We start from the raw sequence: 20,329 nt of genomic DNA, 5'->3' as shown, positions 1-20,329 counted from the left end.
AAAGGTAGCAGCCGGTCGGACCGGTCCCGGCGCCGCTCCCAGCTCGCGGCGGAGCCCTCAGCCGGGGACCCGGTCGTCCTCCCAGGCGGTCGGCACCATCACGCGTCCGGCCAATTCCACCGGCACCTCGGCGATGTCGTCCGGCCAGTTCAGCGTCACCGCCGGCCCGTCGGGACGGACGTCGGCCGCAGCGGCGTCCCGGCCGTGCCGCTTGTGCGCGGTGGCGACCATCAGCTTGATCCGGTTCAGCTGGTTGGTCTCCGAGGCCCCCGGGTCGTAGTCGACCGAGACGATGTTGGCCTGCGGATGCCGGCGCCGCAGCTCGGCGAACATGCCCTTGCCGACCACGTGGTTGGGCAGGCAGGCGAACGGCTGGGCGCAGATGATGTTCGGCGCACCGATCTCGATCAACTCGACCATTTCGGCGGTAAGCAGCCAGCCCTCGCCGGCCCGGGTGCCGATCGAGATGATCCCGTCGGCCTTCGCGGCCAGGTCTTTCATGGTCGGCGGAATGTCGAATTTCCCGCTGCGGCGCAGCGCGGTCGCCACCGGCTGCTGGAATTTCTCGATCAGCCAGGTGACCATCTTCTTCACGTGATGCGAGCGCGGCCCGATCCCGAGGGTCTCCCACTGGTACTGCGCCGAATACAGCGGCATCAGGAAGAACTGCAGAATGCCGGGCAGCACCGCCTCACAACCTTCGGCTTCGACCACGTCGACGACGTGATTATTGGCGTCCGGATGGAATTTGACCAGGATCTCGCCGACGATGCCGACCCGCGGTTTGCGGGGTTCGTCGCGCAGCGGCAGGGCATGGAAGTCGCGGACGATGGCGCGGATCAGGCCGGTGTAGCCGATGCTGCGGCCCAGCGTCGCGGAATGCCCGCCGGCCTGCAGGAACTCCTGGCAGACCACGTCCCATTTGTCGTAGAGCGCCTTCGCGGCTCCCGGCACCGCCTCGTAGGGACGGGTGCGCAGCAGCACGGTCTGCAGCAGGTCGCCGAGGATCAGCGCCTGCACCGCCGGCATCAGCAGCGACGGGGTGATCGTGAAGCCGGGGTTCGTCTCCAGCCCCTGGACGCTGATCGCCAGCACCGGCACCTGCGGGTAGCCGGCGTCCGCCAGCGCCTTGCGCAGCAGCCCGACGTAGTTGGTGGCCCGGCACATTCCGCCGGTCTGGGTGATCGCCACCGACGTCCGGTCCGGGTCGGCCTCGCCGGAGCGGATCTTGTTGACCAGCTGGCCGACCACCATGATCGCCGGGAAGCAGGCGTCGTTGTTGACGTACTTGAGCCCCACTTCGACGTCCTCGGCGCTGGCCCGCTCCAGCAGCCGGACGTCGAGGCCGAGCTTGCGCAGCACCGGGATGACCAGCCGGAAGTGCACCGGGGCCATCTGCGGCGCGTAGATGGTGTGGGTGTCGCGGGCGGTCTCGTCGAACAGCCGGCGCTCGCCGAGCGGGCCGAAGGTGCTCACCGTCGCCGAACCGCGCCGCTCCGCGGCGGCCGCCTTCATCGACCGCAGCCGGATGGTGGCCGCCCCCAGATTCGACACCTCGTCGATCTTGAGCAGGGTGTACATGTCGCCGGCCTGCTCCAGGATCTCCTGCACCTGATCGGTGGTGATGGCGTCCACCCCGCAGCCGAACGAGTTCAGCTGCACCAGGTGCAGGTCGGGCTGCCTGGTCACCGTCGCCGCGGCCTCGTAGAGCCGGGTGTGGTACGCCCACTGGTCGCGGACCCGGATCGGACGCGCCAACCGCGGCTCGCCGGGGTCGATGATCGCGTCCTCGGTGAGCACCGCCATGCCGAGCCCGTTGATCAGGCTGGGCAGGCCGTGGTTGACCTCCGGATCGACGTGGTACGGACGCCCGGCCAGCACGATGCCCTTGATCCGGTGCTCGGCGATGTAGGCCAGCGCCCGGCGTCCCTCGGCCCGGATGTCGGCCTTCACCTTGGCGTCCTCGGCGTAGCCGGCCTGCACCGCCTCGGTCGCCTCGTCCACCGTGACGTTCCAGTCGGCGAACACCTCGACCAACCGCCGGGCCAGGGTGTCGGGGTCGTTCAGGTTCAGCATCGGCGCCAGGAACCGCACCCCGGGTTCGCGCAGCCGCGGCAGGTTGCGTTCGATCACCTGCGGGTAGAACGCCACCACCGGGCAGTTGAAGTGGTTGTTGGCGCCCTCGCTCTCCTTGGCCTCCAACGGCACACAGGGATAGAAGATGGTGTCGATGCCGCGATCCAGCAGGGCCTCGATGTGGCCGTGGGCCAGCTTGGCCGGGTAGCAGACGTTCTCGGACGGGATGGTCTCCATGCCCTGCTCGAAGACGTCGTGGCTGGACCGGCCCGAGATGGTCACCCGGAAGCCGAGCCTGGTCAGCACGGTGAACCAGAGCGGGAAGTTCTCGTACATGTTCAGCACCCGGGGAATGCCGATCTCGCCCCGGGTGGCCTTGTCGTGGGTGAGCCGGCGGTAGCCGAACAGCCGGCGGTATTTGTAGTCGAACAGGTTCGGCAGCTCCGACTTCTTCGGCACCCGCTCGGTGCTGGCGCCGCGTTCGCAGCGGTTGCCGGAGACGTGCCGGGTGCCGTCGCCGAAGGTCGAGATGGTCAGCTGGCAGTGGTTCTGGCAGAGCCGGCAGGTGTCCAGCGTGGTCTCCACGGTGAAGTCGTCCAGTTCGTCCGGCCCGAGCAGCTGCGACCGCTCACCGGCGGCCCACTGCCGGCGGGCGGTCAGCGCGGCGCCGTAGCCGCCCATCAGGCCGGCGATGTCGGGCCGCACCACCTCGGTCTCGGTGAGCAGCTCGAAGGCGCGCAGCACGGCGTCGTTGAGGAAGGTGCCGCCCTGGACCACCACCTTGGCGCCGAGCTGGCTGGCGTCCTTGAGCTTGATCACCTTGTACAGGGCGTTGCGGACCACCGAATAGGACAGCCCGGCGGCGATGTCGCCGACCCCGGCACCCTCGCGCTGGGCCTGCTTCACCGACGAGTTCATGAACACCGTGCAGCGGGTGCCCAGGTCGACCGGGGCGGACGAGTCCAGCGCCAGCTGCGCGAAGGACTGCACGTCGGCGCCCATCGCGGCGGCGAAGGTCTGCAGGAAGGAGCCGCAGCCGGACGAGCAGGCCTCGTTGACCGCGATCGAGTCGACGGCGCCGTTGCGGATCTTCAGGTACTTCATGTCCTGGCCGCCGATGTCGATCACCGAGGTGACCCCGGGGGCGATGTGCTCGGCGGCCCGGTAGTGGGCCATCGTCTCGACCTCGCCGTCGTCGATCCGCAGCGCCGCCCGGACCAGGCCCTCGCCGTACCCGGTGACGCAGGCGCGGGCCAGGTAGGCGTCGTCGGGCAGCCCGGCGTAGATCGAGCGCAGGATGCCCAGGGCCGCCGACACCGGGTCGTTGCTGCCCTGGTAGTGGCTGAACACGATGGCGCCGGACTCGGTCATCAGCACCGCCTTGACGGTGGTGGAGCCGGCGTCGATGCCCAGGAAGAGCGGTCCGCGCGCGGTGGCCAGGTCGTCCTTGGCGATGGTGGCGGCGCGGTGCCGCAGCTCGAACGCCTCCCGCTCGGCCGCGTCCCGGAACAGTGGACGCAGCCGGACGCTGTGCAGCGGGATGACCACCTTGTTGCGCAGCCGGGCCACCAGTTCGACGACGGTGACGGCGTCCGAGCCGGTGGCGGCGGTCAGGGCGGCACCGATCGCCACGTACAGATGGGCGTTCTTCGGGGTGGTGAACGACTCCACCTGGTCGTCCAGGGCACGGACGTAGGCCTGCCGCAGCTGCGGCAGGAAGTGCAGCGGACCGCCCAGGAAGGCGATGTTGCCGCGGATCGGGTGGCCGCAGGCCAGTCCGGCGATGGTCTGGGTGGCCACCGCCTGGAAGATGGACGCCGCCAGGTCGGTGTGCGCCGCGCCCTGGTTCAGCAGCGGCTGCAGATCGGATTTGGCGAACACCCCGCAGCGGGAGGCGATCGGGTACAGGTGCCGGTGCCGGGCGGCCAGCTCGTCCAGGCCGGCCGGGTCGGTGTGCAGCAGGCTGGCCATCTGGTCGATGAACGCGCCGGTGCCGCCGGCGCAGGTGCCGTTCATCCGCTGCTCCACCACCGGGTGCAGGAAGGTGATCTTGGCGTCCTCGCCGCCGAGCTCGATCACCACGTCCGCCTGCGGCACGAAGCGCTCCACCGCCGCGGTGCTGGCGATCACCTCCTGGACGAAGCCGACACCCATCAGTTCGGCGATGGACAGCCCCGCCGAGCCGGTCACCGCGCACCGGAAGCGCCGTTCGGGGAAACCTGAGGCGACCTCCACCAGCAGGGCCCGCAGCGCTCCGCGGGCGTCGGCGTTGTGTCGGCGGTAGGCGCTGAACCGGATCTGGTCACCGTCGAGCACGACGGCCTTGACGGTCGTGGAGCCCACATCCAGGCCCAGGGCAAGATCGCGAGGCATGATTCCTCCGTTCAGAACGATCGTTCTGTCCTGTCTTCGATTATTCAGGATGATCGTTCTGGCCGCCGGAGTTTCGGCGAAAAGCCGGGGCCGGCAGCGGTAGCCTGCGGATGTGACCAGCGCAGCGCGACCAGCTCCCGGGGTCCGCGACGCGATCATCCGGGCGACCACCGAACTGATCCGTGACAAGGGCGTGGGCAACACCTCGATCTCCGACATCGTGGCCCGCTCGGGCACCTCGGCCGGGGCGATCTACCACCATTTCGGCAACAAGGAACGGCTCATTCTCGCGGTCGGCGAGAGCATCCTGGCCAAGCCGATGACCATGGTGCTGCAGACCAATCCGGAATTATCGCCGGCCGGTCTACTGGAGGCGGCGCTGGGCCACGTCACCCGCGACCGGCAGACCCCCGAGCTGCTGCTGCAGATCTGGGCCGGTGCCAAGGCCGACCCGGCACTCGGCGCCCTGGTCCGCGGCGAGGTGGCCACCGCCCGGCTGACCGTGCGCAATTTCATCGCCGGCTGGTGCGCACGGCACGCACCCCAGGCCGACCCGGACGCGCTGGCCGACCTGGTCATGGCGCTGGTCGCCGGCTACGCCGTCCAGCGCGCCTTCGGGATCGCCGCCGAACAGACCGGGCTGAGCGAGCCGGCCAAGCGGCTGCTGGAGAGCCTCGGCGAACCGGGTTAGTGAGTGCGGCGGGGATTGCGGCCGGGACGGCCGGCAGCAACCCGTCACCAGGGGCGGACGAAGACCGCGTAACTGCGGGCCGGCACCCGGACCCACTCGCCCTGCACCCGGGCGCCCTTGACGATCGGGTCGTGGCCGCGGGCCTGCACCGGATGCAGCAGGTGCCGGGCGTCCAGCCCGGGCACCGGCAGCCGGACCGGCAGCGGCGTGGCGTTGAACACGGCGACCAGGCTGCTCCACTCGTCCTGGCTGGGCGCCCCGACCCGGTCGTCGACGTGCATCACGATCACCCCCGGCACCTGATGGGCGGTGTTGGAGACCGGGAAGGTGAGCTTGGTGCGGACGTCGTGCCCGGACGCCAGCCGGAACAGCCGGGTGGAGGCCCGCAGCCGCAACAGATCCAGCGCCTGGGCGTGCGCCTCGGCGATGTCGTCCGGGCTCGGCTTCAGTGCGGGGTCGGCCAGGAAGGGACGGAAGAAGTCCCACTTCGGGCCGTTGTCGCCCTCGGGCGGCAGGCCGGCGCCGAAGCCGTTGTCGGTCATCGTCCAGTCCAGGAAGTTGAACCAGTCCCCGGAGTTGTAGGAGTTCCGGTCCAGGCTCTTGCTGCGCAGGATGTCGGTGCCGGCATGCCACATCACCGGGCCCTGCCCGAGGGTGACCAGGGCCAGGCACAGCGTGTTCAACCGGACCCGGTCGGCCATCGGCGTCTCCACCGGCAGCTTCAGGGTGAGCGCGTCGAACAGGGTCTCGTTGTCGTGGGCGTCGACGTAGTTGATCACCTCGTCCGGCTCGGACGCATAGCCGGCCGGCCCGCCGTTGTACTCCAGCTCGTCGCCACGGACGAACACCCGGCGGCTGTTGGACGGCAGCCAGTAGTCGCGCAGGTTGCCGGTCAGGCCGAGTTGGATCAGGTCGGTGTCGGACAGCAGCCGGTCACGCTGCTGGTAGCCGTCGCCGTTCAACGCGGCCCCGTTGGACGCGGTGAACAGCCCGGTGCCGAAACCCTGCCCGCGCGGATCGTGATCGAACGGCCCACCGCCGCGGACCGCGTCCCGGATCCGGTCGTTGAAGGTGCCGATGCCGGTGCCGCCCAGGTTGCCCTGCCGGGCCTGGACGAAGCGGGCGTCGTTGGCCACCTCGCCGAAATTCCAGCCCTCCCCGTAGAGCGTGACGGCCCGGCCGTCCACCCCGTCCCGCTCGGGGGTGAGGGCGTCCAGGGCGGCCCGGACGGCGAGCAGATTGGCCCGGCTGTGGTGCCCCATCAGGTCGAAGCGGAAGCCGTCCACCTTGTAGTCGCGGGCCCACAGCACCACCGAGTCGACCATCAGCTTCTGCGCCATGGCGTGTTCGGTGGCCACGTTGGGGCAGCAGGTGGACTGTTCGGTGAAGCCCAGCGGCGAGAGCCGGTGGTAGTAGCCGGGGACGATCCGGTCCAGCACCGATTTGGTGTTCTGGCCGTGGCTGGCGGTGTGGTTGAAGACCTGGTCGAGCACCACCCGCAGGCCCAGCGCGTGCAGCGCGCCGATCATGGCGCGGAACTCGTGGATGCGTCCGGAGCCCTCGGCGCTGGCCAGGCTGGCGCAGTAGGAGCCTTCGACGGCCTGGTAGTGCCAGGGGTCGTAGCCCCAGTTGTAGGGGCTGTTCGCCACCGTCAGGGCGATCAGCCGCTGCTGGTGCGGGCTGTCGGCGGGGAGCGCGCGCAGGTCGGCCTGGGGCGGCCGGCGCTGCCGCTCCTTGGCCTCCTCGACGCTCGCGTTGTCGAACACCGGCAACAGCTGGACGGTGTTCAACCCGGCGTCGGCAAGGCGTTTCAGGTGCCGGGTGCCGAGACTGTCGCGGGTGAAGGCCAGGAAGGAGCCGCGCTCCTCGGCCGGCACGCTCTTGTCGCTGATCGAGAAGTCCCGCACGTGCAGCTCGTAGATCACCTGGTCGACGGCGTGCCCCAGCACCGGCTGCGGGGCCTCCCGCCACTGCTGTGGCGCCAGCGCCGGATCGGCCAGGTCGACGATCACCGAATGGGTGGAGTTGACCGTGAGCGAGACCGAATAGGGGTCGGTCACCTGATTGGTGACCACCCGGCGTCCGCTGGGCGCGTAGACGGTCACCTCCCAGCGGTAGCGGGCGGCCCGCCAGTCCGCGGCGCCGGTGACCGACCAGCAGCCGTCGGGTTCGCGGGTGGCAGGCACCGCCTGCCCGGGCGCGTGCAGGTCGTCCGAGGGCCGCCACAGCCGCAGCCGGACGTCCCGCGCGGTCGGCGCCCAGAGCCGCAGCGTCGGCGCCTCGTCGTGCCAGCTGAGCCCGAGCCGGGCGCCGGTGGCGGCCGCGTACAGCTCGTCCAGGACGCCGGGGTGCTGCAGCGCGCCGGCGTTGACCAGGCGTCCGGACGGCTGGTGCAGGCTGAGCACCACCTGGCCGCGCAGGATCTGCTCGGCCTGCGCCGCGGCGGCGGAACCCAGCCGGAGACACAGGTAGCCGCGCAGCTGCGGACGCTCGGCGAGCACCGGCTCCGGCAACCCGTCCGGGTCGAGACGGACCTCGTCGGTGCCCCAACTGACCGGCTCGCGGGCGGCCGGGTCGATGCCGCCGTCCGGCGACCAGTGCAGCCGCCAGTCCAGGTCGGCCGGGTCGACGCCCGCCGGCACCTCGTCGATCGGCCAGGCCAGCAGATCGCGCCGCACCCAATGCCCGGGGGCCAGGGACAGGTCGGGCGGACCGTGCAATTTGCGCATCAGGGCAACCTCATCGTCGAAATCTTCCGCGCCCCATCGTGCCCCGGTGCCGGCGACGCCGGGCTGCGCCTCGCCGCCCGACGTTCAGCGGCCGAGGCGCACGGGTCGGCCTCAGCGCATCGGCTGCTGGCCGCGGGCCTTGGCGTCGGCGATCGACTGCGGGGTGGCGCCCGGCTCGCCCTCCGGGATCGGCACGATGACCACCGCGGTGCCGTAGCAGCACACTTCGGAGAACTGCGCGGCGATCTCGCCGGTGTCGAAGCGGCAGCCGACGATCGCGTTGGCACCCATCTGGGACGCCTGCTCCCACATCCGGCTCATCACCTGCTGCCGCGAGTCGTAGACCAGCTGGGTGTACTCGTTCACTTCGCCGCCGCCGATCGCCCGGAAGCTGGCGACGAAATTGGCGCCGATGTTCGCGGAGCGCACGGTCATGCCCATGACCTCGCCGAACACGGCCTCGATGCGGTAACCAGGAATGTCGTTGGTGGTGACGATCAGCATTCGCACATCGTATTGCCCGGCCGGCGTCCTCAATCGGATCCGCCGAGCAGATGGGCGTAGCGGCCGCCGGCGGCCCGGAGTTCGGCCTCGGTGCCGCGCTCGACGATCCGGCCGGCGTCCAGCACGACGATCTGGTCGCTGTCGGCCACCGTGGAGAGCCGGTGCGCGATGGTCAGCGTGGTGCGTCCCCGGGCCAGCACGTCCAGGGCGGCCTGCACTTCGCGTTCGGTGTCGTTGTCGAGGGCGCTGGTGGCCTCGTCCAGCACCAGGATGCGCGGGTCGCGCAGCAGCGTCCGGGCGATCGCCAGCCGCTGCCGCTCACCGCCGGAGAAGCGGTGCCCGCGGGAGCCGACGACGGTGTCCAGGCCTTCCGGCAGGTCCTCCACCAGGGCGGCGATCCGGGTCGCCCGGAGCACCCGCCAGAGTTCGTCGTCGGTGGCGTCCGGCCTGGCCAGCAGCAGGTTGGCGCGAATGCTGTCGTGCACCAGGTAGGTCTCCTGGGACACCACGCCGATGATCCGGCCGCGGTCGGCGGCGGCGGTGTCACGCAGGTCGACACCGTCGATGGCGACCCTTCCGGCGGTCGGGTCGTCGAGCCGGACCAGCAGGGACGCCAGCGTCGACTTCCCGGAGCCGGTCTCTCCCACCACCCCCAGCGAGCCGCCGGCGGGGATGGTCAGGTCGATGCCGGCGAGCACGTCCCTGTCGCCGTCGGGATAGCGGAACCGGACGCCCTCGAAGCGCACCTCACCGCGCACCGCGTCCGGATCGACCGGGACCGGGCTCGCCGGCTCGGGGACGCCCACCGGCAGGTCGAGGTAGCCGAAGATCCGGCTCAGCATCGCCATCGACGCCACCCATTGCGCGCCGATGTTGAGCAGGCCCATGATCGGCCGGAAGATCGCCGCCTGCAGCGTGGTGAAGGCGATCAGCGTGCCGATGGTGAGCCCGGGGGTGAGCGTCGGGAAGCCGGCCACCAGGTAGATCAGCGCCGGGATGGCCGCGAAGACGATCTGCATCGTCGCCATCCGCCAGCGCCCGGCCAGCTGGGAGCGCAGTTCCAGCCGGACCAGTTCCTCGGAGGTGACCGCGAACTGTTCCGAGCGCGGTGCGGCCAGGCCGAGGGTGCGGTTCAGGGTGGCGCCGTTGATCCCCATCGACTCCTGGATCTGCTCCTGCAGGTCGGCCAGCGCGCGCTGCCGGCGGGCGGTCAGGTCACGACGCACCAGAGCGACCCGGCGGGTGGTCCAGATCGCCGGCGGCAGCACCAGCGCGGTGAGCACGGTGAGCTGCCAGCTGAGCGCGACCATCGCCGCCGCCGTGGCCACCGCGGTGGTGAAATTGGACGCCACCGAGGTCGCGGTCGAGGTGATCACCGACTGCAGGCCGGCGATGTCGTTGGTCAGCCGGGACTGCACCTCGCCGCCGCGGGTGCGTTTGAAGAAGTCCAGCGACAGCGACTGCAGATGGTCGAAGACGCCGACCCGCAGCCGATGCATCACCCGTTGTCCGACAGCGGTGGCCAGCCAGGTCTGGGCGACGCCGAAGAGCCCGGTGACGGCCGCCACGGCGACCATGCCGGCCACGCACCAGACCAGCAACGTGGTGTGGCGTTGCGGCAGCGCGGTGTCGATCACCTCGCGGACCAGGAACGGCTGGGCCAGGCCGGCCACCGAGGTGGCCACGATGGTCAGGGTCAGCACGATCAGGCGTCCGCGGTCGCCGGCGAACAGCGTCAGCACTCGGCGGGCCGAGACCGGCGACTCGGCGAGTTGGGCACGATCGGCCGGATCGACCCGGGCCGGTCCGCGTTCGACCACCATCTCCATGCGGCACCCCCTCTGCGGTCACAGCGAGGTTAGAGGCTCCACCAAGGGGGGCTGTCGAGGTGAGCGTCGTTCCGGTGCCAGCCGAGGCACCGCCGAGGGAGTGGTGACGGAGCCCGGATGGCCGAGCCAAAGATGATCGAACGAAGGGGTGTCCGTGAAGGACGACCGCGATGGACGACCGAGCGACGAAGGCGTCCCGTCTCAGCCCGGCGGGCCGTCCGGGCGGAATACACGACCGGACCGGCACCCCACCGGGGTCTCAGTCTGCGGCGTCCGGGCGATGCCCTGGAGTGGCTGCATAAGGTGCGAACATGGCCGATTCGTTGCACATCAGCGCCGGTGAGTACACCGGCGACCTGCCGATCTCGGAAGGCACCATCCGAGCGACGGGGTTGTCGGCGGTGCCGACCGACCGTGGTCCCCTGACCTCCTACGACCCGGGATTCGTGAATACCGCCGCCTGCCGCAGCGCGATCACGTATATCGACGGCGAAGCCGGAATCCTGGAGCATCGGGGATACCCGATCGAGGAACTGGCCGAGCATTCGACGTTCCTCGAGGTCGCCCATCTGTTGATCAAGGGTGAACTGCCGACGGGGCCCGAGCTGGAGGAGTGGAATTACCAGGCCAACCGGCACCGCTTGGTGCACGAGAATGTATACGAGATCATTCAGGCCTTCCGTTACGACGCCCATCCGATGGCCAAGCTGATGGCATCGGTCGCCTCGCTGATGACCTTCTACCCCTCGTCGCGCCGCATCTCCGATCCCGCGACGCGGGAGCTGAACGCCTTCCGGCTGCTGGGCAAGATGCCCACCCTGGCGGCGGCCGCCTTCCGGCACTCGATCGGACGCCACTTCGTCTACCCGAGCGACGAACTGGGCTACGTGGAGAACTTCCTGGCCATGCTGTTCCAGTCCCAGCAGCGGGTCTGGCGGGCCGATCCGCGACTGGTCCGCGCCCTGGAGGTGCTGTTCATCCTGCACGCCGACCACGAGCAGAACTGCTCCACCACCGCGGTCCGGACGGTGGCCTCGTCCGGCAACGACCTGTACACCTCGTGCGGGGCGGGCATCGGCGCGCTCTTCGGCCCGCTGCACGGCGGCGCCAACGAGGCGGTGCTGAAGATGCTGCGCGAGATCGGCAGCCTCGACCGGGTTCCGGAGTTCATCGAAGGCGTCAAGAACGGCAAGGGCCGGCTGATGGGCTTCGGCCACCGGGTCTACAAGAACTACGACCCGCGGGCCAAGGTGCTCAAGAAGGCCGCCGACGACGTGTTCGAGGTGCGCGGCACCAACCCGCTGCTGGACATCGCGGTGGAGTTGGAGAAGATCGCTCTCAACGACGAGTACTTCGTCTCCCGCAAGCTCTACCCGAACGTGGACTTCTACTCCGGACTCATCTACGAGGCGCTCAGCTTCCCCTCGGAGATGTTCACCGTGCTGTTCGCGGTGCCCCGGACGGCCGGCTGGATCGCGCACTGGCAGGAGCAGTTGACCGATCCCGATCAGCGGATCATCCGGCCCAAGCAGATCTACACCGGGCACGAACGGCGTCCGTACGTTCCGTTGGACCAGCGTTGAGCCAGTCACCAGCCGCGCATCAGCCCTGGGTGCGGCCGGTCACACTGACCGGCTGGGGCGTCCGGCTGGTGCCGCTCAGCACCGACCATGCGGCGGGGCTGGCGGCGGCGGCCGCGGACGGCGAGCTGTGGAAGCTGCGGGTGACCAGCGTCCCGGAGCCCGGCCACGAGCTCGGCTACATCCGCGAGGCGCTGGCCGAACCTCACCGGGTGCCGTTCGCGGTGCTGCACGACGCCACCGGGCTGGTGCTGGGCAGCACGAGCTACCACGACATCGTCGAGCCGGTGCGGCGGACCGAGATCGGCTACACCTGGTACGGCCGCAGCGTGCAGCGCAGCCACGTCAACACCGCGTGCAAGGTGCTGCTGCTGACCCATGCCTTCGACATCCTGGGCGCCGCCGTGGTGGGCTGGCGCACCGACCACGAGAACTACGCCAGCCAGAAGGCGATCGAGCGGCTCGGCGCGCAGCGCGACGGCCAACTCCGGCACCACAAGCTGCGCCGGGACGGGTCGGTGCGCGACACCGTGCTCTACAGCATGCTGGCGTCGGAATGGCCGGAGGCCAAGGAGCGGCTGACGGCACGGTTGGCGTCCGGCTGAGGACGTCCCGGCACGCCGTCCGGTTCGAGAATGCTGTTCCCGCAACCGGGCAGCTGGACGGACGCCTCCGACGGCACCACTACGCTGTCCCGCGTGGCTTTGACAATCGGCATCGTCGGGCTGCCCAACGCGGGCAAGTCCACCCTGTTCAACGCGCTCACCCGCAACGAGGTGCTGGCGGCGAACTACCCGTTCGCAACCATCGAACCCAACGTGGGGGTGGTCGGGGTGCCGGACGAGCGGCTGCCGCAGTTGGCGAAGCTGTTCGGTTCGGAGCGGATCGTGCCGGCCACGGTGAGCTTCGTCGACATCGCCGGCATCGTGAAGGGCGCGTCCGCCGGTGAGGGCATGGGCAACGCGTTCCTGGCCAACATCCGCGAGGCGGACGCCATCTGCCAGGTCACCCGGGTGTTCCGCGACCCGGACGTCACCCACGTCGACGGCGCGGTGAACCCGGGCAACGACATCGACACCATCACCACCGAGCTGATCCTGGCCGACCTGCAGACCGTCGAGAAGGCACTCCCCCGGCTGGAGAAGGAAGCCCGGCTGAACAAGGACCGCCGGGAGACCCTCGAAGCGGTGCAGGCCGCGCAGCAGATCCTCGACTCCGGACGCGGCATCTACGCCGCCGGCGTCGACCGCGAGCCGCTGCGGGAACTGTTCCTGCTCACCGCGAAGCCCTACATCTACGTGTTCAACTGCGATTCGGACGAACTCACCGACACCGCCCTGCTGGACCGGATGCGCGAACTGGTCGCGCCGGCGGAAGCGATCTTCCTGGACGCCAAGATCGAATCCGAGCTGGTCGAGATGGAGCCGGACGAGGCGCGCGAGTTCCTGGTCGAGATGGGCATCGACGAGCCCGGCCTGGACGTCCTGGCCCGGGTCGGCTACGAGACCCTCGGCCTGCAGAGCTACCTGACCGCCGGCCCCAAGGAGGCCCGGGCCTGGACGATCCGCAAGGGCGCCACCGCTCCCGAAGCGGCCGGGGTGATCCACACCGACTTCCAGAAGGGCTTCATCAAGGCCGAGGTGGTCTCCTTCGACGACCTGCTCCGGCTGGGCGGCATGCAGCAAGCCAAGGCCGCCGGCAAGGTCCGCCTGGAGGGCAAGGACTACGTGATGGCGGACGGTGACGTGGTGGAGTTCCGTCACAGTTAGGTATCTGCATCGGTGCAGCCAACCATGTCAACGATTGAGTCAGGAGATCGTGTGAAGAGCATTGCCATGTTCAACAACAAAGGCGGGGTTTCCAAGACCACGACTTCGTTCAATCTCGGCTGGATTCTCGCGGAGCGCGGGCACCGCGTGTTGCTGGTCGACGCAGATCCGCAGTGCAACCTGACGGGTATGGTGATGGGCTTCAATAGCCATGCTGACCTCGAAGAGTTCTACGCTGCCCACCCCACACGGAACCTAAAGGCCGCACTGCGTCCTGCGTTCGAATCTCAACCGGTACCCCTCATGCCCGTTGACTGCGTAGAAGTCGAGGGAAGGGCGGGTCTGTTCCTCCTCCCCGGTCACGTCGGCCTCGCGGAGTACGAGGTCCAGATGGGTCTCGCGCAGGAACTGAGCGGCAGCATCCAGGCGCTTCAGAATCTTCCGGGCTCGATCCGCAGACTGTACGAGTTGACGGCGGCTCAACTGGACGTGGATTACGTCATCCTTGATCTCAGCCCTGGGCTCGGAGCCATCAACCAGAACATCGTGATGACGGCTGATTACCTTATCATTCCAACGACTCCGGACGTGTTCAGCGTGATGGCGCTGGATTCGCTCTCACGCGTGCTGCCGCGCTGGCATAGTTGGCTCACTCGGGCTGCGGCGATGGAGATCTTCCAGGAGGCTGCATACCCCTTGAACCCTCCTAAGCTCAAGTTTCTCGGGACGATCGTGCAGCGGTATCGCACTCGCGCTGGAACACCGTCTAAGGCGTTCCAGGCGTACTTCGATAAGCTCGATGCTGCCATGAAGGACACTCTTGTTCCTCAGCTGGAGAAGATGAGCGCGCTGCTTGACGTCGCGCAGTATGCGAAGCACTCAGACGAGAACTCGCTGTACCGTCTCGCCAGCGTCTCCGATTTCAATGCTCTGATAGCTAGCAGTCAGGCCAACCAAACACCGGTGTTCTCTCTTACACAGGAACAGGTGCAGCGAGGGGGCGCGGCATGGGCCATCACCGAGAAGAACATTCAGGCTTTTCGTCTGGTCTTTGAGGAGCTTTCGGATCGGATCGTCGCGCTGACGAGTGAAGAAGATGCGGTCTGAGTTCGCTGGCGTTCTCGAGGTCTTCTCCTCCGAGATAGCGGGCTGCGGGAATGTGGTCGGTATCGCCGATAACCTTGCGCCGCAGGCGCCAGCGTTGGATCTGAGCGACCTCTATCGCCATAGTCTCGCCGGGGCGGTGTCTGCACTCGATACATGCGTTCACTCGCTTGTGAGGACGGCGATCTTGCTCCAACTGCAAGGGATCGGCCCTGCACTCAACGCGCAACTGCCGGTTCCCGTCGATCTCTTCCGCCGCTGGTACGGAGGTGATGCCTCCGCGCTGAACGAGATTGCGCTAGCCATACGACTCGCCCACGGCCGGTGGACGATGCAGTTCGCGAAGGACATAGCAGACGCGGTGCGGTTGGTCTCGGCTCATCCTCTGTGGATTTCGATCGCGGGTGGCGATACCGAAGCAGCAAAGAGCCTGAAGTCATCGCTAGATCTGGTCATACAGCGACGTAACTCGATCGCGCACGAGTCAGACCTTGATCCGTCCACGGGAAGCAAGTGGCCGATCACATCCGAGCACGCAATCGCTGCAATCGAAGTGGTCAGAGAGCGGGGCAACGCAATCGTTGCTCACGTGGCAGCTGACTTCCCGGATCGACCGCCTGTCTGACATCGCGAATGAACCCACGGGTAGGAGGTCAATTGACGGCGAAGTGGTGAAGTTCCGATTTAACGTCTAGCGTTATTGACGAACTGCGTTATGCACTGGCCGGGTGATCAGGTCGGTCGCCGACCGCGACACCGAACTCGTTTGGCGCCGCCAAGCGGCGAAACGGATCGATCCACGAATTCACAAGACGGCGAACAGGAAGCTCCACCTGCTGGATGCGGCGACGACGCTGGACACGTTGCGCGTTCCACCGGCAACCGCTTGGAGGCACTCAAGGGCGACCGAGATGGGCAGCACAGCATCCGGATCAACGACCAATGGCGGATCTGCTTCTACTGGAGCGACGGTGGCGCCGACGACGTGCAGATCGTGGACTACCACTGAGGAGGGGATGATGGCCGAGAAGATCTACTCGCCGATCCACCCGGGCGAGGTCCTCATGGAGGACTTCATCAAGGGGTTCGGCATCACACAGAACAAGCTGGCGGTGTCGATCGGCGTGCCGCCGCGCCGGATCAACGAGATCGTGCATGGCAAGCGCGCCATCACAGCCGATACGGCGCTGCGCCTCGGGCGCTACTTCGGGGTGCCCGCGCAGTTCTGGCTCAACCTGCAGACGCGCTACGAGTTGGAACTCGCGGAGGATCGTGTGGCCGATCAGATTGCGGCGATCACGCCGCTGCAGGTCGCATGACGAGGCTGCTGGCCACACGGACCGCCTCGAGTGCTTGCCCGCAACCGCTGCGCGGCGTAACGTAGGTACGTACCTACAAGCCGCGGAGGTGGTGGCGATGACAACGATGACGGCCCGCGAGTTCAACCGTGATGTCAGCGCCGCGAAGCGCGAGGCCAACGATGGTCCGGTCGTGATCACTGATCGCGGCGAGCCGGCCTACGTGCTGATGTCGATCGCGGAGTACCGCCGCATGGGCGAGAAGGGTGCGTCGCTCGTCGATCGTCTGAGCATGGACGACGACCTCGACATCGAGTTCCAGCCCGCCCGCATTGAACTCGCCGTTCCCGAGTTGTGAGTTATCTACTCGACACCAACGTGGTCAGCGAGCTCCGCAAATCGGAGCGTAGGGCCGACCCCGGGGTGCGCGCCTGGGTCGCCGCGCGTGCGGTGTCCGGTCTCTACCTCTCGGTGATCACCGTCCTCGAAGTCGAGGTTGGGATTGCACGGCTGGCCAGGCATGATCCGGCTCAGGCAGAGCGTCTGCAGACGTGGCTCGACGACGAGTTGCTCGACGCCTTCTCCCGCCGGGTCCTCCCCGTCGACATACCTGTTGCACGCTACGCGGCACGGCTCCATGTCCCTGACCCCAGGCCGGAGCGGGACGCCCTGATCGCGGCCACGGCAGCCGTCCACGGCCTGACCGTCGCCACACGCAACGTCAAGGACTTCAACTCCCTCGACGTAGCTGTCGTCAACCCGTGGAGTTGAACTCAGGAAGAGGCTACGTCCGGACGCGAGTAGGTCAAGGCGAGATCGCCCCTAGTGGCCAGGCCTCCGGAACAGACGGTCGTCGTCGCCCAAAGCTGGGGTTGATCGATGCAGCGAAGGACGTGGACGAGTGGGAAGTCCGCGGCGCTGCAAGCTCAGGCGATCCGCTGGCCGACTACTCGATGTCGGCGGGCTGCGCGCGTAGTCGGGGGACGTCACCACGCACGCAACGCCTCCATGTCGCGCAACACCTGGTCAGCCTCCGCGCGGTCGTGCGGGTCCGCGGCCACCGCCTCCGCCTCCGCGCGGAGCCGAGCCCTCCCGTGCCGTGCCGCCGCCTCGATGAGAGCGTTGCGCACGGCAGTCGACACCGGAGTGCCGTCGGCTGTGAGCTCCTCGAGCGCGAGTCGCGCGTCCTCATCGGGGCGGAAGGTGATTGTCGCGGCCATGACTCCATGGTGTCACCGTCTGTAAGACAGCGTGAGGCCGGCTGCGTCGTCACGGACGACCAGCTGTTCGCGCTGATCGATTCGGGAGGGCGGTGACCGACGAGTCTCGACACGAGCGTGACCGTCCCACTGCTCGTCGCGTCGCATCAGGCGCATGAGGCGGTCAGGCTAAGAGGCCACGTCCGACTTGACCTGGAGCCGACTCCAGGTAGCAGGGTGGTCGGCATGAAGCAGGTCAGTCTTGGAAGTGCGGGTCCGACGGTTCCTCCGATCGCGATCGGCACGATGTACTTCGGCACACTGGTTCCCCCGAACACTGCGCACGACATCCTCGATGCGGCGCTCGATCGGGATGCGACATTTCTGGACACGGCGAACACCTACGCATTCTGGGTCGACGGCGGCAGCGGCGACGAATCGGAGAGCGTTCTCGGGTCGTGGTTCCGCGCCCGCCCTGGCGCCCGTGATCGGATCGCTCTGGCAACGAAGATCGGGGCGCGCCCACGGCCGGGGTCACGAAGCCTGGACAGCACCCTTGGCCTCAGCAGCCCGATGGTGCGGGCGCAGGTCGAGGAAAGCCTGCGCCGACTGGCAACGGATCACCTCGACGTGCTCTACGCCCACATCGACGACACGAAGGTCCCCCTCGATGAGACCATCGGAGCGTTGCAGGATGAGGTGGTGCGCGGAACGGTCCGAGCAATCGGCTGCTCCAACATCACTGCGGCGCGCCTGGACGCTGCGCTGCGTGCTGCGGCAGAGGGGCCCGGATACGTCGTCGTCCAGCAGCGATTCACCTATCTGACGACCGCGCCTGGTGCCGATCTGTCGCCGCATATGCTGCTCGACGACGATGTGATCGAGCGTGCGACCAAGCATGGGCTGGGCCTGGTTGGATACTCCCCGCTGCTCAGCGGTGCCTATACCCGGGCGGAACGCGCGCTGCCCGATGCCTATCGACACCGGGCGACGTCGGTGCAGTTGGCCGCGTTGGCCGACGCGTCGGACGCGACCGGGCTGGACGCCGGTCAGGTGGTGTTGTCATGGATGGCAGGTCGCGCTCATCCCGTAATCCCGGTCGTTGGGGTGTCGAGCCGTGCTCAACTCCTCTCGGCCGTGGAGTCAGTCAGCAGCCGGCTCCCCGACGACGTGATGTTGGAACTGGAGTCGGCTCGTCAGGTCGCGCCGTGAGCGAGAGCTACCCCATCGGGGACGTCGCCGACCGGCTCGGACTGAGCATCGACGCGCTTCGCTACTACGAGCGGATCGGAGTCGTGCCCCGCGCGGCGCGTGACGCCGGTGGTCGTCGGCGCTACAACGTCGACGACCTGCATCTGCTGGAGGTCCTGATCCACCTGCGCGACACTGGGATGCCGTTGGCCGAGATCGCCGAGTTCACCCGGCTGGTGCAGAAGGACCCGGACGGCGTGCCCGAGCGGCTCGCTCTCCTGCGGACGCACCGGGAGGCGATCGCGGAGCAGATCGCGCGGCTGACCCGCTCGATGAGAGTCATCGACGGCAAGATCGACGACTACACCGAGCGCCTCGGCCCTGCTGAGAGTCGCATGAGGAAGGGGCAGTCCGCATGACAGAGTCTTCGACGACCGTGAACGACTCCGCCCGAGCCGGCGGCGAGCAGGTGGGAAAGCTCGTGTCGATGTCGGCGTCCGAGCTCCGGGACCGTTTGGAAACCCTATTCGCGGAAGCGAGGCCGGGGCGGTCATCGTTCTCGATCGGGCCGCTCAAAGAGCTGAGCGGTGGATGGGCGAACAGCCTCTACGGCTTCACTCTCCGGCCGGCCCCGCCTGCTGATTGGCTAGCGCAGGATCTTGTTCTGAAGATGTACGCGCCGGATGCACGCGGACTCGATCACGCCGAGCGCGAGTTGCGTGCACTCTCAGAGTTGGGGGCGATCGGCTACCCCGTGCCGGGTGTCGAACGCTTCGAACTCGACGGTCGCTCGTTCGGGCGTCCGTTCATCATGATGGAATCCATCGAGGGTGGCTCCTTCTGGGACGCCTTCGAGGCCGCTGATGCGCCCGGACGAGCGCTACTAGTCGAGGAGTTCGTGAAGCAACTCATAGCACTGCATGCTTGTGATCCGCGCTTGCTGGATCCCGACGCTGAACTCGCGCATCCGTACGGCTACATCGAACAGGAGTTGGGGCGGCTTCGCGCCGACAGCGATCAGCAGGCCGTGTTGGGCGAGATCGTGGACTGGCTGGAGATGCACAAGGGCAGCGTCCCCTGCGAGCGGCTTTCCGTCCTGCACCGTGACTACCACCCGTGGAACGTGCTCGTCACCGCGGAACGGCGGCTCGTCGTGATCGACTGGGACTGGCAGATCGGCGACGCACGCTTCGATCTCGCCTGGGCCTGCATGCTGATCTACCGCAGTGGCGCGCCAGAATTGAGAATCTCGGTCCGCAAGGAGTACGAGCACCAGCTGGGATTCACACCCGAAGGTCTGGACTACTTCGAGGTCCTGACGACGGCCCGCTGGCTGTTGAACGTGCTGCCCGCTGCCGCGATCTGGGAGGACTTCCGGACATTCCTGATCGACCCGATACGACGAGCCGAGACCATCCTGAAAGAACACACCGACATCGAGGTCGTCCTTCAAACCAGGGACTGCTGAGCTGGGAGTGGGTGAGCGCGGTCGATGATTCCGAGCTTCGCAGAGCGGCTCCGCGAGGAGCGCCGCCGCACTGGTGATATCGCGATATCATCGAGCCAGGAGGGGGCGCTCATGACGAACGTGCTCATCCGAGGGCTGAGCGACGCGGCGGTGGAACGGATCTACGCCGAGGCGTCCGCGCTGGGTCTGTCCCACAACGAGTTCCTCCGCCGGAAGCTCGAAGGCGCCATGGCTACGAGCGCACATGCCGCCGTGACGCCTGCCGACTGGGCCCGCTCTGCGGCGACCTTCGGCGACCTGGCGGATTCGGACGTGATGGACGCCGCGTGGCGGTGACGAGCTGGCTGATCGACAAGTCGGCGTACGTGCGCATGCAGGCAGGGCAGTTCGTTCACACTGCGCGATCGTCGGTGACTGAGAGCCTGAACGTGGGCTTGCCAGTGGATTGGACGTACGCGATTTCCCGGGTCGTCGACTCACCGATATAGCCGCCCGGATCGACAACGAGCACCGCGTCT

Annotated in this window: 19 protein-coding genes; 14 read left to right on the top strand and 5 right to left on the bottom strand. The window is 67.9% G+C overall.

The window, feature by feature from the left end; translation table 11 throughout:
- Positions 1 to 57 precede the first annotated feature (57 nt).
- A complete protein-coding gene (locus tag QM582_RS12605) occupies positions 58 to 4,449 on the bottom strand; it encodes an acyl-CoA dehydratase activase-related protein (protein ID WP_415084898.1) in 4,392 nt (1,463 codons plus the stop codon).
- Between the two features lie 112 nt (positions 4,450 to 4,561).
- Between QM582_RS12605 and QM582_RS12600 the strand changes: the two genes are divergently transcribed.
- Positions 4,562 to 5,140 (top strand): TetR/AcrR family transcriptional regulator, encoded by a 579-nt coding sequence (locus QM582_RS12600; RefSeq protein ID WP_415084897.1) that lies wholly within the window; start codon positions 4,562 to 4,564, stop codon positions 5,138 to 5,140.
- A 44-nt stretch (positions 5,141 to 5,184) separates the two neighbouring features.
- Here the strand turns inward: QM582_RS12600 and pulA are convergent, their stop codons facing one another.
- From pulA to QM582_RS12585, 3 genes are all read right to left on the bottom strand, one after another.
- A complete protein-coding gene (gene pulA / locus QM582_RS12595) occupies positions 5,185 to 7,869 on the bottom strand; it encodes a pullulanase-type alpha-1,6-glucosidase (protein ID WP_415084895.1) in 2,685 nt (894 codons plus the stop codon).
- A 111-nt stretch (positions 7,870 to 7,980) separates the two neighbouring features.
- On the bottom strand, positions 7,981 to 8,373 hold the full coding sequence (locus QM582_RS12590; RefSeq protein ID WP_415084893.1) for a YbjQ family protein: 393 nt from the start codon (positions 8,371 to 8,373) through the stop codon (positions 7,981 to 7,983).
- A gap of 29 nt (positions 8,374 to 8,402) precedes the next feature.
- Positions 8,403 to 10,202, bottom strand: a complete 1,800-nt coding sequence (locus QM582_RS12585) for an ABC transporter ATP-binding protein (protein WP_415084891.1) — start codon at positions 10,200 to 10,202, stop codon at positions 8,403 to 8,405.
- Positions 10,203 to 10,513: 311 nt separating this feature from the next.
- Between QM582_RS12585 and QM582_RS12580 the strand changes: the two genes are divergently transcribed.
- The 9 genes from QM582_RS12580 (at position 10,514) to QM582_RS12540 (ending at position 16,724) form a co-directional block, all read left to right on the top strand.
- On the top strand, positions 10,514 to 11,785 hold the full coding sequence (locus QM582_RS12580) for a citrate synthase (RefSeq protein WP_415084889.1): 1,272 nt from the start codon (positions 10,514 to 10,516) through the stop codon (positions 11,783 to 11,785).
- The gene (locus QM582_RS12575; RefSeq protein ID WP_415084887.1) at positions 11,782 to 12,387 is read left to right on the top strand and encodes a GNAT family N-acetyltransferase; all 606 of its coding nucleotides are present in this window, start codon (positions 11,782 to 11,784) and stop codon (positions 12,385 to 12,387) included. The genes QM582_RS12580 and QM582_RS12575 overlap by 4 nt, the downstream gene beginning before the upstream one ends.
- Positions 12,388 to 12,480: 93 nt before the next feature.
- The gene (gene ychF, locus QM582_RS12570; RefSeq protein ID WP_415084885.1) at positions 12,481 to 13,551 is read left to right on the top strand and encodes a redox-regulated ATPase YchF; all 1,071 of its coding nucleotides are present in this window, start codon (positions 12,481 to 12,483) and stop codon (positions 13,549 to 13,551) included.
- A 51-nt stretch (positions 13,552 to 13,602) separates the two neighbouring features.
- Complete coding sequence (locus tag QM582_RS12565; RefSeq protein WP_415084883.1) at positions 13,603 to 14,658, top strand: ParA family protein; 1,056 nt, start codon at positions 13,603 to 13,605, stop codon at positions 14,656 to 14,658.
- On the top strand, positions 14,639 to 15,280 hold the full coding sequence (locus QM582_RS12560; protein WP_415084882.1) for a hypothetical protein: 642 nt from the start codon (positions 14,639 to 14,641) through the stop codon (positions 15,278 to 15,280). The genes QM582_RS12565 and QM582_RS12560 overlap by 20 nt, the downstream gene beginning before the upstream one ends.
- A 261-nt stretch (positions 15,281 to 15,541) precedes the next feature.
- On the top strand, positions 15,542 to 15,664 hold the full coding sequence (locus tag QM582_RS12555) for a type II toxin-antitoxin system RelE/ParE family toxin (protein WP_415084880.1): 123 nt from the start codon (positions 15,542 to 15,544) through the stop codon (positions 15,662 to 15,664).
- A gap of 10 nt (positions 15,665 to 15,674) precedes the next feature.
- On the top strand, positions 15,675 to 15,974 hold the full coding sequence (locus QM582_RS12550) for a HigA family addiction module antitoxin (RefSeq protein WP_415084879.1): 300 nt from the start codon (positions 15,675 to 15,677) through the stop codon (positions 15,972 to 15,974).
- Between the two features lie 97 nt (positions 15,975 to 16,071).
- Positions 16,072 to 16,311: a type II toxin-antitoxin system Phd/YefM family antitoxin gene (locus QM582_RS12545; RefSeq protein WP_415084878.1), complete on the top strand. Its 240-nt coding sequence runs from the start codon at positions 16,072 to 16,074 to the stop codon at positions 16,309 to 16,311.
- Complete coding sequence (locus tag QM582_RS12540) at positions 16,308 to 16,724, top strand: type II toxin-antitoxin system VapC family toxin (RefSeq protein ID WP_415084876.1); 417 nt, start codon at positions 16,308 to 16,310, stop codon at positions 16,722 to 16,724. The genes QM582_RS12545 and QM582_RS12540 overlap by 4 nt, the downstream gene beginning before the upstream one ends.
- Before the next feature lie 215 nt (positions 16,725 to 16,939).
- Here the strand turns inward: QM582_RS12540 and QM582_RS12535 are convergent, their stop codons facing one another.
- Positions 16,940 to 17,173 carry a hypothetical protein gene (locus QM582_RS12535; protein WP_415084874.1) on the bottom strand — a complete coding sequence of 78 codons (234 nt, stop codon included), beginning with the start codon at positions 17,171 to 17,173 and terminating at the stop codon, positions 16,940 to 16,942.
- 225 nt (positions 17,174 to 17,398) lie between these two features.
- Between QM582_RS12535 and QM582_RS12530 the strand changes: the two genes are divergently transcribed.
- From QM582_RS12530 to QM582_RS12515, 4 genes are all read left to right on the top strand, one after another.
- Positions 17,399 to 18,364 carry an aldo/keto reductase gene (locus QM582_RS12530; RefSeq protein ID WP_415084872.1) on the top strand — a complete coding sequence of 322 codons (966 nt, stop codon included), beginning with the start codon at positions 17,399 to 17,401 and terminating at the stop codon, positions 18,362 to 18,364.
- A complete protein-coding gene (locus QM582_RS12525) occupies positions 18,361 to 18,762 on the top strand; it encodes a MerR family transcriptional regulator (protein WP_415084870.1) in 402 nt (133 codons plus the stop codon). Before QM582_RS12530 ends, QM582_RS12525 begins: the two co-directional genes overlap by 4 nt.
- Positions 18,759 to 19,811, top strand: coding sequence for a phosphotransferase family protein (locus tag QM582_RS12520; RefSeq protein ID WP_415084868.1), 1,053 nt, complete (start codon positions 18,759 to 18,761; stop codon positions 19,809 to 19,811). Before QM582_RS12525 ends, QM582_RS12520 begins: the two co-directional genes overlap by 4 nt.
- Positions 19,812 to 19,922: 111 nt before the next feature.
- Positions 19,923 to 20,147: a hypothetical protein gene (locus tag QM582_RS12515; protein ID WP_415084867.1), complete on the top strand. Its 225-nt coding sequence runs from the start codon at positions 19,923 to 19,925 to the stop codon at positions 20,145 to 20,147.
- Positions 20,148 to 20,329: the final 182 nt, after the last annotated feature.

Origin of the sequence: Micropruina sp., assembly GCF_047607385.1 — a bacterium.
Classification (GTDB): Bacteria; Actinomycetota; Actinomycetes; order Propionibacteriales; family Propionibacteriaceae; genus Micropruina.
This window is presented reverse-complemented; position numbering and strand designations above follow the sequence as displayed.